We start from the raw sequence: 14,461 nt of genomic DNA on the forward strand, positions 1-14,461 counted from the left end.
AATGATTGACTTTAAAATCTCGGCATTCTAACAAAAATAACTGAATCTGAATATCAAATTCAGTTATTTTTATGCAAAACTACGCCTGTTTCGATGTGTTCTGTATAAGGAAACTGATCAAACAGAGCAAAATGTTTAATCGAGTGCGTTTCTGTCAGTTGCTGTAAATTTTCACGCAATGTATGAGGGTTACAAGAAATATAAATAATGGTTTTATAACTTTTTAAATTATTTAATGTTTCTATGTCTAATCCTGCACGAGGAGGATCAACAAGTACCGTATCACACTGATAGTCATCTAAATTAATTCCTTTCAATCGATTAAATTCTCGTTCTTTTCTTATAGCTGACGTAAACTCTTCAGCCGATAATCGAGCAATAATCAGATTATTAATATGATTGACCGCAATATTATGTTGTGCCGAATAGACCGAAGCTTTGGCAATTTCAGTGGCTAATACCTTTCGGAAATTTCGAGCCAACGCAATTGAAAAATTACCATTTCCACAATAAAACTCTAGCAGATCACCGGATAAACCTTGGGTGACCGAAGTAGCCCACTCAAGCATTTTAATATTGACGGCTGCATTAGGCTGCGTAAAACTATTTTCAACTTGGCGATAAATCAAATTGTTACCCATAACCGGTAAAACTTCATCAACATAATCAACATCAATAACAATTTTTTGATTACTTGCTCGACCGATAATATGGCAGTTAACACCTTGTTCGGCTAACTGTTGCTTTAATTTTTCAGCTTCTACCCGCCATTCATCGGATAATTTTTTATGATATAAAAGTGTAATAAGCAGTTCACCACTTAATGTCGAAAAATAATCGATTTGAAAAAGCATATGGCGAAGCAAATAATTAGGTTTTAAAAGTGGAATAATTTTTTGCATAGCATCATTAACAAGTGCTGTTGCAATCGGGAAAGTTTCTACTTTTATTCGCTTTTTTGTATTTTTATCGTACATGATATGATAAAGGTCATCTTTATCATGCCATATTCTAAATTCTGCACGCATACGATAATGACTGATTGGAGACGAATAAACGGTTAAATCAGGTAGTGAAAAATGTGATAAAAGCGCTTTTAAATTCGTGACTTTATTTTCAAGCTGTTGTTGATATTTTTCGTTAGAGAAACATTCTGCCATTTTAATTATCAGATTATTAAAAAGTGGTTATAAAAAATTAGTCAATTTGATTTAATGCTATAGACTAAACAGAGATATAAAAATTGATTTTCGCTTAGTATATCACAAAGATTTTAGCCCCATTATTTTATCTATGTTATCATAAACCACTATCAATGGTAAGCCTGATACCACCCAACGTTAACTTTAAGTCACTTGTCATCAAATTTGCATCATGAAATTCAATTTATGCAGTTGGTCAGAATTGACGTTTTTTCTTAATGAATATTACATTCACTTAAATAAGTTATTTTCATTCATTGACATTAATTATCTGGAGATTTACTAAAATTAGCGCATTAAGCTTTCATTTGGTTGAAATGTTGGTATCACCATAGACAATCATTGGTGTGATAATATTGTAGTTATATTGATTGCCGTTATAATGTGTTTTAAATTTCTCGTTATAAAGGTCATTATGACAACGCAAACTTTTTCCGATTTACAAATAGATGATGTATTAATTAACAATCTTAAAGCCCAAAATATTATTACCCCTACCGTAATTCAAGCACAAACGATCCCTGTAGCTTTAGATGGCAAAGATATCTTAGGATCGGCACCAACTGGTACCGGTAAAACACTTGCTTTTTTAATCCCAGCGGTACAACATCTTTTAGACTTTCCGCGTCGAAAACCGGGGCCACCAAGAATTTTAATTTTAACGCCAACGCGTGAGCTTGCAATGCAAATTGCAGAACAGGCAAAAAACTTAACGCAATCAACGCATCTGAGTATTGCGACAATTACTGGTGGTGTCGCTTATATGAATCATGCAGAAGTATTTAGTAAAAACCAAGACATTGTCATTGCCACAACCGGACGACTATTGCAGTATATTAAAGAAGAAAACTTCGACTGCCGAGCGGTGGAAATGTTGATATTAGATGAAGCCGATCGCATGTTAGACATGGGCTTTTCACAAGATGTGGAAACAATTTCTGCCGAAACCCGTTGGCGCAAACAAACCTTACTTTTTTCAGCGACACTGGAAGGTGAAGGTTTATTCAATTTTGCCAGTCGAATTCTCGATCAGCCTGTTGAAATTAATGCGACTCCGTCCCGTAAAGAGCGTAAAAAAATCATCCAATTTTATTATCGTGCTGATGATCTCAATCATAAAGTTGCTTTATTAACCCATCTTCTCAAGCAAGATGAATTTCAAAAAACAATTGTATTTGTTCGAAAACGTGAACGGGTACACGAACTGGTAACTTGGTTACATCAAGCAGGTATAAAAAGTTGTTATTTAGAAGGCGAAATGGTACAAGCAAAACGCAATGAAGCAATAAAAAGAATCAGTAACAACACCGTAAACGTCTTAGTGGCTACTGATGTGGCTGCTCGGGGAATCGATATTGATGATGTTACGCACGTGATCAATTTTGATGCGCCAAAAACAGCAGATGTTTATCTACACCGTATTGGTCGTACAGCAAGAGCAGGTAAAAAAGGTACGGCTATCATGTTAGTTGAAGCGCATGACAATGATCTATTACTGAAAATTGAACGCTACATTCAAGAACCCATAAAATTGAGAACGATTGAAGGATTACGTCCTAAAACTAAAGCACCAAAACCGACTAGCAAGAAAAAACCGTCAAATAAATCAAAATTGAAGCGTGGTGCAAAAAAACAGGATGACACAGCAAAGAAAAAAGTTAAAGTCCGTTTACGTGACACCAAAAATAAAGGTAAACCCAAACACAAATTGAGCGAATCGACTAATTCAAAAGTTTGACATAGTCAGAGCTTATGAAAGCGATTGTTAATAACAACTTGGACAATTTTTATCAGTTGCTATAATACATTCCATCAAGGTTTACAATATTTTTGGTTTTATACAAGGAGAAACACATGACATTAGTCACGCGAAAAGCACCTGATTTTACTTCATCAGCAGTTTTAGGTTCTGGTGAAATTGTAAATAACTTTAATTTAGCTCAGCATATTCAAGGTAAATATGCCGTTGTATTCTTTTGGCCAATGGATTTTACTTTTGTTTGTCCATCAGAAATTATTGCTTTCGATCATCGTCTTGAAGAATTCAAAAAACGTGGTGTTGAAGTTATTGGTGTTTCAATGGACTCAGAATATGTTCATAACGCATGGCGAAACACTCCGCAAGATAAAGGTGGAATTGGCGAAGTTAAATTCCCAATTGTTGCCGATATCAAGCACACTATTATGCAAGCTTATGGTGTTGAACATCCTGAAGCAGGTGTAGCGCTTCGTGCATCATTCTTTATTGATAAAAATGGAATTGTTCGTCACGAGACTATCAATGATTTACCTATTGGGCGTAATATTGATGAAATGATCCGTATTGTTGATGCTTTCCAATTCCATGAAGAACACGGTGAAGTTTGCCCTGCACAATGGACTAAAGGTAAACAAGGTATGCAAGGCAATCCTAATGGTGTTGCAAGCTACTTAAAACAACACGCTAACGAACTTTAATATTCTACTCTATACTGAATAACTTATTGAAAAGATTAACTTTCAATTCAAGTTACTTTGTTAAACCGGAGATGTTCTCCGGTTTTTATTATTCTTAATTGTTTTCTTAATTCCCTTTTTACTTTGAATAAATTCATTCAATAGTTTTGTGTACATTAACTAGAAGATGAAAAGATTGAAATGAATGTCTATTTAGATAAATTCTGTGACTTGAAACGGATCTTTTATCAATAAAAATACTTTATCAAATTGAGTTACCAGTTGAAAATAGTTTGCGAACGATTAAAAACACTAATGGAAAATAATTTAACACTACGTTTTACATTGTCATATGCAGTCCAACCACGCCAACAATAATAATGACCAATCCCAATAAACGCGGTAAACTTTTAGGCTCATTGAATAAAAACATATTGGCAAATACTGCTCCGGATGTGCCAAGTCCAACCCATACAGGGTAAACAATACTCAGTTCAAGATAATGAAGGGAGAAATAAAAAAGAACAAAAGAAACAAAAAATCCTCCCCAATATAAAACTAATCTTATTATTTTTTTTTGTTCAGCATAGAGTTTCAATCCTATTGCCCCTATCACTTCAAAAAATGATGCTGTTAATATTAAAAGCCATCCCATAATAAAATCCTCAATCTGATCTTTGTCGATTAACTATCTGTACGTTTAAGTTGCACAACGCCAATTATGATTAATGCTACAAAAAAGAGTTGCATCATTTTGATTTCTTTACCAAAAAGCACCATATCAATAATCGTTGCCCCAACGGCACCAACGCCGGAAAATATGGCATAAACAGTGCCTGTTGGAATGGTCTTACAGGCATTAGTTAAAAATGTAAAATCGACAATAATTAATGTGATAATAATCATCCAATGCCAATACTCCGTTGCAACACTAAATCCTAAAATCCAACATAATTCAAAAAAGCAGGTCAATATAACAAATCCCCACTCTTTATTAATGCCAAACATAGCTACCTCGCTGCTATCATTTTACTTATTGCTTGATTTTGCTTTTTCTACCGATGTTTATATCGTTGAAAAATAAGATGGTTCGCAAACATGAAGGTTTGCCACCGAAAGATCAACATGTTAATGCAGAAAAACTACGTGGTTTAAGATTAAACTAACTTAAGTCGCACTAAAACATTTTGATATATCATTACTAGTTTACTTAGCTTATTCTTATTCAATTCTATAATGAAGATACAAAATTGGCAAGGCTAACCCTGATTATTCGCTATATTTCAGTGTTTCATTAAAAAATTGAAGATAAGTTGATTAAAACGGTTTAAACAGATATGAATAAATGTTTAAGCACACAATTACACGTAAATTTACTTCCCTATATAAAAGGAAGTAAACTTCTAACGTAATGATTATAAAGACTGTAAATAGTTTGCTATATCTTCTATTGTCACCACAGGCAATTGATGCTTTTTAGCGAACTCAACCACTTGGGGCGCTCTTGCCATTGAACCATCATCATTCGTTAATTCGCAAATCACAGCGGCAGGTTTCAATCCAGCTAGCTTGACCAGATCAACCGATGCTTCGGTGTGTCCTCGACGAGCAAGTACTCCACCTTCTTTTGCTACCAGTGGAAAAACATGACCAGGATGATTTAAGTCACTGGGTTTAGCTTCATCGGCTACGGCAGCTTTAATCGTGGTAACGCGATCTGCCGCTGATACGCCAGTTGACACCCCCTTTGCCGCTTCAATTGAGATAGTAAAGGCGGTATGATTTTTACTGGTATTGTTTGCCACCATCATGGGAAGATTCAATTTTTCACATTGTTCTTTTGGCATACATAAGCAAACGATTCCACTTCCATAACGAATTGTCAGTGCCATTTGTTCTGTCGTTATGGTTTGCGCTGCCCAAATAATATCACCTTCATTTTCCCGATCTTCATCATCTAAAACTAACACGCCTTGCCCTGCTTGAATCGATGCAATCGCTTTTTTGACACGTTCTGATGGGGTTCCAAATTCATTTAAATTAAACTGATTCATGGTAAATACCTAGGTCCTTTTTTAATATATTTATTATTTTTCTAAATTATCTTGGTATTCGAAATTAATACTCATCAATCGTATTTTATGCATTTCCAAGCTAATTTAATTAAAAATAAACTTAATACCAGAATCAGGGCTGTGCTTGACCATAGTGATATTGCTAAAAAGTAAACTATGCAACTAATAGCAAATTAAGAAAAGATAAGCAACTCTCTTTTATCCAGACTTTCACTGTCGGCTTTGGAATTTCACCAAATCTGCTAGACCTTAATACCTATTAATCATCTTCAAATTCACTTCAAATCATTTTGCACAACAATGAAATTGATTTTAGCTATTTGAAATATTGACTGACTAAAATATTAAGCGCTCGTGGGCTATACCACCGGTGGGGACTTTCACCCCGCCCTGAGAATTTTGTTAGTAAACTAACTCTCAACACTATAATACAAATCTAGTAAAAAGACACGGATATTTTGAAAGGAAAATATTGCCGCATTGTGCGGCAATATTAAGTTTTAAAAAGATTTAATGCAGGCGAGTTTCACGCAATCGACGACGTTCAGATTTACGCATCCATAACCACGAAATAAATCCAATGATGCCAACAATTAACAAAATAATTGTGGCAAGTGCATTAACTTGAGGATCCACACCTAAGCGAACTTTGGAGAAGATCAGTTTAGGTAATGTCATCGCACCTGGGCCGGTCACAAAATTAGCAATAACCACATCGTCAAGTGATAATGTGAATGCAAGCAACCACCCTGACACTAATGCCGGCGCAATCATTGGTAAAGTAATCACGAAAAAGACTTTTAATGGATTTGCGCCTAAATCTAATGCAGCTTCTTCAATGGATTTATCCAACTCTCGTAACCGTGCGCTAATAACGACGGTGACATAAGCTGTACAAAATGTAGTATGAGCCATCCAAATCGTGATCGCCCCCCGATCTTTTGGCCAACCCAGTACCTGCCCCATTCCTACAAAGAGCAATAGCAAAGCTAAACCCGTTATTACATCAGGCATAACCAAAGGTGCTGTTGTCATAAAAGAAAACAGATTTGACCCACGAAAACGCCTAAAACGGATAATGGCAAAAGCAGCTAAAGTACCAAGTACAATCGCAAATGTTGCTGCACAAGCTGCGATAGTTAAACTTAAACCAACCGCCTTGAGTAAAGTTTGATTATGAATCAATTCAACGTACCATTTGGTTGAAAATTCTGCCCAAACAGTCACCAAACGTGAACTATTAAATGAATAAACAATCAAAATAATCATTGGGATATATAAAAAAGAGAATACCGCCAATAATATAAGCCCTTTTAAACATCGGCAAGCTAACGCTAATGTAATAATTAACGTGACAATCAGACTAAAAACAAAACAGCCCACGTAAACACTGCCATTTGTAATAAGTTCAAATCCCGATGATGAAATTAAAAGCGTTAATATAAATGAACCGATCAACAATGACACAAAGACAATCAAAGCTGAACGTAGGATAATTGGTAAATTGTTCATCTATTTACCTCCCATTTGTCGATTTTGGAATTTGTTGAAATAATAAATCGGCACAATCAATATTAACAACATCACCGATGCAACCGCTGAAGCGGCAGGCCAATCATGATTATTAAAGAATTCTGTCCATAACTGAGTACCTATCATGATTCCTTCTGACGGCCCCAATAATTCAGGAATAACATATTCACCAACGGCAGGAATAAACACTAACATTCCCCCTGCAATTACTCCATTTTTTGTCAATGGTACAATGATTTGAAAGAACGTTTTAATCGGTTTACAGCCTAAATCTAACGACGCTTCAATTAGCGTTGAATCAACTTTGATTAACGATGTATAAATCGGTAAAACGACAAAAGGCAAATAAGAATACACAATTCCTATATACACAGCGAAATAGGTTTTCATAATGATTAACGGCTGATCGATAACGCCTAACCACATTAAAAAATGATTTAAAAGCCCATTAGGATTTAAAATACCTATCCACGCATAAACACGAATCAAAAAGGATGTCCATGACGGTAAAATAATCAGTAAAAGCAAAATATTTCGCGTTGACGGTTTACATTGCGAAATAGCCCAAGCTAGTGGGTAACCAATTAAAATACATAATAAAGTTGATATAGCCGCAATTTTTAATGATTGCAAATAAGAATCAAAATAGATGGTATCACTCAATAAATTGAGATAATTACCAAAATTTAAGGTTATATTGAGCAATCCATCGTCAAAGCTAAATAAATCCGTATACGGCGGAACAGCGGATGCTATTTCGGAAAAACTGATCCTAAAAACAATTAAAAATGGTAATAAAAACAGTAGCAGCATCCATAAATATGGAATAGCAATGACTGTTAAACGACCATAAAGCGTCATCAAATCTGTATCATCAGGCTGTTTTTTAATTTTCTTAATTGCAAAATAAATAGCAACTAAACCAGCAGGTATAAATAGAATACTGCCAGCAATAATCATTCGATAAGCAAGTCTAGAAGGCTTGTAATTTGCTAAAAACAAACCAAAACATGACATTAAAAAACTTAATACTAATGCAGTAAATAGCGCATCTAAAAATAAGTTATCAAATGCATCTGTGGTGACAAAACGCCAATAAACACAGAGCAAGACAAATGCATTTAATACTACACTCCAAAAAATGGAACGCATCGTTATATCCTCTTTTGTTTATTCGGTAAGTACCACACAGCTATCAACTTCCCAACTTAGGTTAACTATATCTCCCCAAGTAGGCATTCCTTTTCGATAACGGTGCTCATTTTGTAGTTGTGCAATGATAATTTGCCCACTTGATAACTTAACATGATATATTGATAAATCACCTAAATAGGCAATTTCAACTACTTCACCTGTTGCAACGTTATAACCGTCTTCTGGAATGTCGTCACATAATTTGATTTTTTCAGGACGAAGCGCAACTTGAATTGGCACACCTTCAACCGCTGGTGAATCATAATCAACTTTTATTGGATGTTTTATCATTGGACAGCTAATAATCAATCCGTCTTCAAGTGTTTCTTGTAAAATGCCATCAAACACATTTACCGATCCAATAAACTCAGCACTATAACGACTGTTTGGATGTTCATAAATTTCTTCAGGCTCACCAATTTGAACAAATTGACCTTTATTCATAATGGCAATACGACCAGCCATGGTCATGGCTTCTTCTTGATCATGGGTAACCATAACACAAGTTGCCCCTACTTGTTCTAAAATACTGACAACTTCAAGTTGCATACGATCACGCAGTTGCTTATCTAACGCTCCCATCGGTTCATCAAGAAGCAATAATTTTGGACGTTTTGCTAAACTACGTGCTAACGCTACGCGTTGTCTTTGACCACCAGATAATTGATGTGGCTTACGTTTTCCAAATTGTTCCATATGCACAAGCGCAAGCATTTCTTCAACACGGTGTTTGATCTCTTTATTGTCTAATCTATCTTGCTTTAAACCAAAAGCAATATTTTGCTCAACCGTCATGTGAGGAAAGAGAGCATACGATTGAAACATCATATTGATTGGACGATTATAAGGCGGAACTTGCGATAAATCTTTACCATCTAAAATAATTTGCCCAGATGTTGGTTGCTCAAATCCTGCTAACATCCGTAATAGGGTCGATTTACCACTACCTGAAGCACCAAGCAAAGCAAAAATTTCACCAGTGTAGATAGTGAGATTAATATCATCAACAGCATAATAATCATCATTAAACACTTTGGTTAAATTTTTGATCTCCAATAATGGCGTAACCATCTTTTTTTTAGGCTGAACCTGAATTGTTGTTTTATTATTCACTCTTTTTTCCTCATAACAACAAGCCATAAAAAACGAAACGGAAAGATTAAATCAATCTCTCCGTCTATAATAAATAACACTTAATAATCAATTATTTGTTAAAACTTTATCGACCAGTTTTAAGTTTTGTCCACGTACGAGTAATCACGCGTTCAAGTTTAGGTTCTTTAACTTTTAATGTAAACAATTTTTCCATGACTTCAGGTGATGGATAAACCGCAGGATCGTTTTTAATTTCCGGTTTAACAAAATTGTCATTTGCGACTTTATTGGCACTTGCAAAATTAACATCATTAGTCACTTGCGCAGCGATTTCTGGCTTCATGATAAAGTTTAAAAATTCATGGGCTTCATCAACATTAGCCGCATCTTTTGGAATCGCAAAAGTATCAAAAAAGACTAATGCCCCTTCTTTAGGTATTTGATAACCGATATGGACACCATTTTTAGCCTCATTTGCGCGATCTCGTGCTTGTAAAATATCGCCAGACCAACCTAAAATGACACAAATATCACCATTAGCAAGGTCGGTTATATATTGAGATGAATGAAAATAACGAATATTCGGTCTTACTTTTGCTAAAAGATCATAAGCCACACCAGTATAATCTTTGGCATCAGTGCTATTAGGATCTTTACCTAAATATTGTAACGCACTGGCAAAAATTTCAGTAGGCGCATCTAAAAATGCAACACCACAATCTTTAAGTTTTTCCATGTTTTCAGGTTTAAAGACTAAATCCCAACTATTAACTGGGGCATCTTCACCTAAACGCTCTTTGACTTTATCGATATTATAACCGATACCCGTTGTCATCCAGACATAAGGAATAGCATAAGTATTATCTGGGTCATGGGTCGCCATTAGTTTCATTAAGTTAGGATCAAGATTTTTCCAATTCGGTAATTTACTTTTATCTAATGGAAGATAAATACCTGACTTAATCTGTCTTGCTAAAAAGCTATCAGAAGGTGAAACAACATCAAAGCCGGAATGCCCCGCCATGAGTTTTCCTTCAAGTGCTTCATTAGAGTCATAAACATCATAAACAAGTTTAATACCTGTTGATTTTTCAAAATCATTAATGGTTTCATGACCAATTTGACCTGCCCAATTATAAAAATGTACGACACGATCTTTAGCAATAGCAGATTGAGATAACGCTAGTGTGACACCAGCAAGAATTGAAAGAATTGTTTTACGTTGAGTAAACATGCTCACCACTTCTCCTCTAGTAATAGGGATATTACATGTTAAACACAAGCCCACTGAATCAAAACAATGGACCCCCAAATTTTACCAAAAACCTGTTGAAAACACACAGTCTGGCGAAACCGAGGTAAGCAAGCAAATTATTTATTATTATATTGATAAAAATAAATGGTTAGCTTTGCATTACGTGGCATAAAATACCTTTTTTTTCAAAGAAGTCTACATAAAATGTAAAATAACTTAAGATTTGAGATTGAGTGACGATATTTTGTTCACTCAACCCTTTTTAACGATACTAAAAATAGATAACGCCAATAGCGTCCTTTCCAATTTTATTCAGCTTTGGCTGGTAGAATTTTTGCATCAGGTTGCCAAACACGATACTTAATTTGGAAATCATTTGGTGCATAAATGACAATTGGTAAGCGACTATTATAGTCTAACCAACCCAAATTATGATGAAGAGTAACAAACTGATTTTTATTAGAACCTGCCGGGCAAGCCATCATGGTTGATAGAACACCGTTACCGGCTTCTACAACATAATAAGAATAACCCCAACCTTTTAATTCTTCCTCTTTAACTGTCCCTGCCAAACGTTGAGAATTACAATCAACATTCATTTCTTTGCCAATTAGTAATTCAATACGAGCATTATTCTCATCAGGCAATGCAGGTAGATTTATTGCAAAACGGGTGTAACCAGCTTTCGCTTCAGGATAAGGTGCAATGTCATTCACATTTTGCACTGTTTCTGGCAATTTAGTTTTTTCAGCACAAGCAAATAAAGATACGCCCATTAAGGCTACCAATATTATTTTTTTCATTTTTTTGTCTCCTGTAAAAATAGGTTCATTAATATTGCATGATATGCTTTTTAAATGATAATGCGTATAATAGCATTATATTTACTATTTACTATGGTTATAAAATGCCTAAAGAAAAAAATACTAATGATTTATTAAAATTAATTCTTAATCTGCTATTAATTGGATTATTTATCATCATTACTTATCGGATTGTTGAACCTTTTTTGTTTGGATTCTTCTGGGCGGTCATGGTCGTGATTGCAACTTGGCCACTTATGATCAAAATTCAAAACAAACTTTTCCATAAACGCTGGTTATCTTTGTTGGTTATGGCATTAATTTTAGCCTTTGTTTGTGTCATTCCTTTTCTTCTCATTATTAGTAGTGTAGCACAAAATGGACACTATCTGATTGAATGGGCAAAATCACTATCTCATCACGAGTTACCCACTCTTGATTGGCTAAATAGCATTCCTATGTTTGGTGAGGAATTACATCAAAAATGGTTAGAGCTGATCAAAACCGATGGTTCAGATTTAATGAGCAATGTTCAACCCTATATTGGCACTATGATTAAGTGGTTGATCGAGCAAGTAACTAATTTAGGTATTTTCATTTTCCATGCTGGTGTCATGATTATTTTTAGCCTTTTACTTTTCTTAAAAGGTGAAAGTATTACCAAATATGTTTATGTATTTGCTAATCGACTCTCTAAACAATATGGCGAAACAACCGTCACCTTAGCAGGCCAATCAATTCGTGCAGTCGCATTAGGCGTAGTGGTAACCGCCATTACTTTAGCTTTAATTGGTGGTTTAAGCTTTGTGTTAACGAATATGCCGTTAGCGGGTCTATTAACTCTAGTACTATTTATTTGTTGTGTTGCCCAAATTGGGCCAGTTGTCGTCATGCTAGGTTGTATAATTTGGCAATTTTGGAGTGGTCATACGGCTTCAGGTATTATCTTAATTGTCGTCGCAGTAATACTGACGACACTTGATAGTGTTATGCGTGCTTATTTAATCAAAAAAGGCGCTGATTTACCTTTTTTACTTATTCTATTTGGTGTTATTGGTGGATTACTTGGATTTGGTATTATGGGATTATTCATCGGACCAGTCGTATTAGCCTTAACCTATAAAATTATTCAGACATGGGTTGATGAACAATCTTAAACAATTTATTATCATCCCGAAAATAAGATTTTATAACGTTGTGACTAAATACATTAACAAATGTTGTATAAAAAGGAGAATTATTTTCTGATATAATTCGTATTACTCAACGATATGCGTCAGTTAAAATGATATAGAAATCATGCGAATACCATTTATAAAATATAATCACCAAAAACAGCTTGATGAATTAGCAAAAATTTCTCAACATGCCGATCAATACCGTATTATATATAATCCTACAGACTATCGGCTTGCTTTGCTTGATGCAATTAAACATGCCAAGGAACGCATCTATATTGTTGCGTTATATTTAGAGCAAGATGAAGCAGGAAAAGAATTTCTTAAAGAATTATATAATGTTAAGCAACAAAATCCCAATTTAGATATAAAAATCTTTGTCGATTGGCATCGAGCACAACGCGGTAGGATTGGTGAAGACAAAAGTCAAACTAATGCAAAATATTATTACCAATTAAAACAAGAAAATCCTCAAGTTGATATTCCTATTTATGGTGTGCCTGTTAATCGCCGTGAAGTGCTGGGCGTTCTTCACCTTAAAGGGTTTATTATCGATGATACCGTGATTTATAGCGGTGCAAGTATAAATAACGTCTATTTACATAAGCTGGATAAATATCGCTACGACCGCTACCACTTTATTACCAATAAAGTACTCGCCGATAGTATGGTGAACTATATTAATGACAATTTTTTACCTTTTAGCGGATTACAACGGCTGGATGGTGAAAACCATAAAACCAGAAAACAACTAAAAGCTGAGATTAAAGCCCTTCGTCAACATTTAATGAATGCAAAATATCATTATACGGGCGATGCCGATAATCAATCCCTTTCAGTATCCCCTATTTCAGGTTTAGGCCGTAATAACTCATTAAATAGAACGATACATCACCTAATTAATGTTACTCAGCAAAAAATTATCTTTTGTACCCCTTATTTCAACTTACCTAATATTTTAGTTCGTGACATTATTCGCTTATTGCGCAAAGGTAAACAAGTAGAAATTATAATCGGTGACAAAATCGCCAATGATTTCTATATTCCAGAAGATAAACCTTTCAATATTTCAGGTGGGCTACCTTATTTATATGAAATTAACTTAAGAAAATTTATCGAGCGACTGCAACCTTTTATTGATAAAGAACAACTCATTATTCGATTATGGAAAGATGGCGAACAAACTTATCACCTTAAAGGTATTTGGGTCGATAAAAAATGGGTATTAATTACGGGTAATAATCTTAACCCAAGGGCATGGCGATTAGATCTTGAAAATGGTATTTTAATTCATGATCCTAAACAAGAATTGCAAGATCAGTTTGATAAAGAACTTGATACAATCAGAGAAAAAACCACATTGGTGACACATTTTCAACAAATTCAAGCCAGCCAGTTTTACCCACCTCACGTACATAAGTTAATTAAAAGATTAACTCGCATACGTGTTGATCGGATTATAAAACGCTTATTATAAAACGAAAATAAATGATAAGCTGTTAGTAAATCGTCAACTAAAATAAGCTATAGAGAATAAAATTGACTAGTTATTAAAGATAATAACAACTGTTCTTAGTCAAATTTAATCTCTATAGCTTTAAAAATTTAACGAAATAATATTTATTCAGGGCTATTTTTTTGCAAACTTAAAACCGTTCGGCCATTTGAAGCACTAATTGCAAAAATATCA

12 protein-coding genes, 1 pseudogene and 1 riboswitch are annotated in these 14,461 nt (G+C 34.6%); of the genes and pseudogenes, 4 read left to right on the top strand and 9 right to left on the bottom strand.

What is annotated here, in order from left to right:
* Nucleotides 1-59 precede the first annotated feature (59 nt).
* Complete coding sequence (gene trmA / locus ACGH47_RS06765; protein ID WP_267350690.1) at nt 60-1,160, bottom strand: tRNA (uridine(54)-C5)-methyltransferase TrmA; 1,101 nt, start codon at nt 1,158-1,160, stop codon at nt 60-62.
* A 457-nt stretch (nt 1,161-1,617) separates the two neighbouring features.
* Between trmA and srmB the strand changes: the two genes are divergently transcribed.
* Complete coding sequence (gene srmB / locus ACGH47_RS06770; RefSeq protein WP_411605588.1) at nt 1,618-2,940, top strand: ATP-dependent RNA helicase SrmB; 1,323 nt, start codon at nt 1,618-1,620, stop codon at nt 2,938-2,940.
* 116 nt (nt 2,941-3,056) lie between these two features.
* Nucleotides 3,057-3,659, top strand: a complete 603-nt coding sequence (locus tag ACGH47_RS06775; protein WP_065559446.1) for a peroxiredoxin C — start codon at nt 3,057-3,059, stop codon at nt 3,657-3,659.
* A gap of 319 nt (nt 3,660-3,978) precedes the next feature.
* Here the strand turns inward: ACGH47_RS06775 and ACGH47_RS06780 are convergent, their stop codons facing one another.
* From ACGH47_RS06780 to eco, 8 genes and pseudogenes are all read right to left on the bottom strand, one after another.
* Nucleotides 3,979-4,293, bottom strand: a complete 315-nt coding sequence (locus ACGH47_RS06780; RefSeq protein ID WP_411623046.1) for a DMT family transporter — start codon at nt 4,291-4,293, stop codon at nt 3,979-3,981.
* A 29-nt stretch (nt 4,294-4,322) separates the two neighbouring features.
* Nucleotides 4,323-4,646 (bottom strand): DMT family transporter, encoded by a 324-nt coding sequence (locus ACGH47_RS06785; RefSeq protein ID WP_411623047.1) that lies wholly within the window; start codon nt 4,644-4,646, stop codon nt 4,323-4,325.
* Between the two features lie 407 nt (nt 4,647-5,053).
* Nucleotides 5,054-5,692, bottom strand: a complete 639-nt coding sequence (gene ribB, locus ACGH47_RS06790; RefSeq protein WP_267350682.1) for a 3,4-dihydroxy-2-butanone-4-phosphate synthase — start codon at nt 5,690-5,692, stop codon at nt 5,054-5,056.
* A 207-nt stretch (nt 5,693-5,899) separates the two neighbouring features.
* Nucleotides 5,900-6,115, bottom strand: a riboswitch (FMN riboswitch).
* Nucleotides 6,116-6,223: 108 nt separating this feature from the next.
* Nucleotides 6,224-6,982, bottom strand: coding sequence for an ABC transporter permease subunit (locus ACGH47_RS06795; protein ID WP_411596692.1), 759 nt, complete (start codon nt 6,980-6,982; stop codon nt 6,224-6,226).
* A gap of 243 nt (nt 6,983-7,225) precedes the next feature.
* Nucleotides 7,226-8,095: pseudogene (gene potH, locus ACGH47_RS06800) on the bottom strand (putrescine ABC transporter permease PotH); the annotation flags it as partial.
* A gap of 321 nt (nt 8,096-8,416) precedes the next feature.
* Complete coding sequence (gene potG / locus ACGH47_RS06805) at nt 8,417-9,511, bottom strand: putrescine ABC transporter ATP-binding subunit PotG (protein ID WP_065559507.1); 1,095 nt, start codon at nt 9,509-9,511, stop codon at nt 8,417-8,419.
* Between the two features lie 148 nt (nt 9,512-9,659).
* Entirely contained in the window at nt 9,660-10,769 is a 1,110-nt protein-coding gene (locus ACGH47_RS06810; RefSeq protein WP_411623083.1) for an extracellular solute-binding protein, read from the bottom strand.
* A gap of 329 nt (nt 10,770-11,098) precedes the next feature.
* Nucleotides 11,099-11,593 carry a serine protease inhibitor ecotin gene (gene eco / locus ACGH47_RS06815; protein WP_065559441.1) on the bottom strand — a complete coding sequence of 165 codons (495 nt, stop codon included), beginning with the start codon at nt 11,591-11,593 and terminating at the stop codon, nt 11,099-11,101.
* Nucleotides 11,594-11,697: 104 nt separating this feature from the next.
* Between eco and ydiK the strand changes: the two genes are divergently transcribed.
* Entirely contained in the window at nt 11,698-12,750 is a 1,053-nt protein-coding gene (gene ydiK, locus ACGH47_RS06820) for an AI-2E family transporter YdiK (RefSeq protein ID WP_267350674.1), read from the top strand.
* Nucleotides 12,751-12,892: 142 nt separating this feature from the next.
* Entirely contained in the window at nt 12,893-14,248 is a 1,356-nt protein-coding gene (gene pssA / locus ACGH47_RS06825) for a CDP-diacylglycerol--serine O-phosphatidyltransferase (RefSeq protein ID WP_267350672.1), read from the top strand.
* The last annotated feature ends 213 nt before the right edge of the window (nt 14,249-14,461 follow it).

This window comes from Gilliamella sp. CG16, assembly GCF_046635785.1.
Taxonomy (GTDB): domain Bacteria; phylum Pseudomonadota; class Gammaproteobacteria; order Enterobacterales; family Orbaceae; genus Gilliamella; species Gilliamella apicola_I.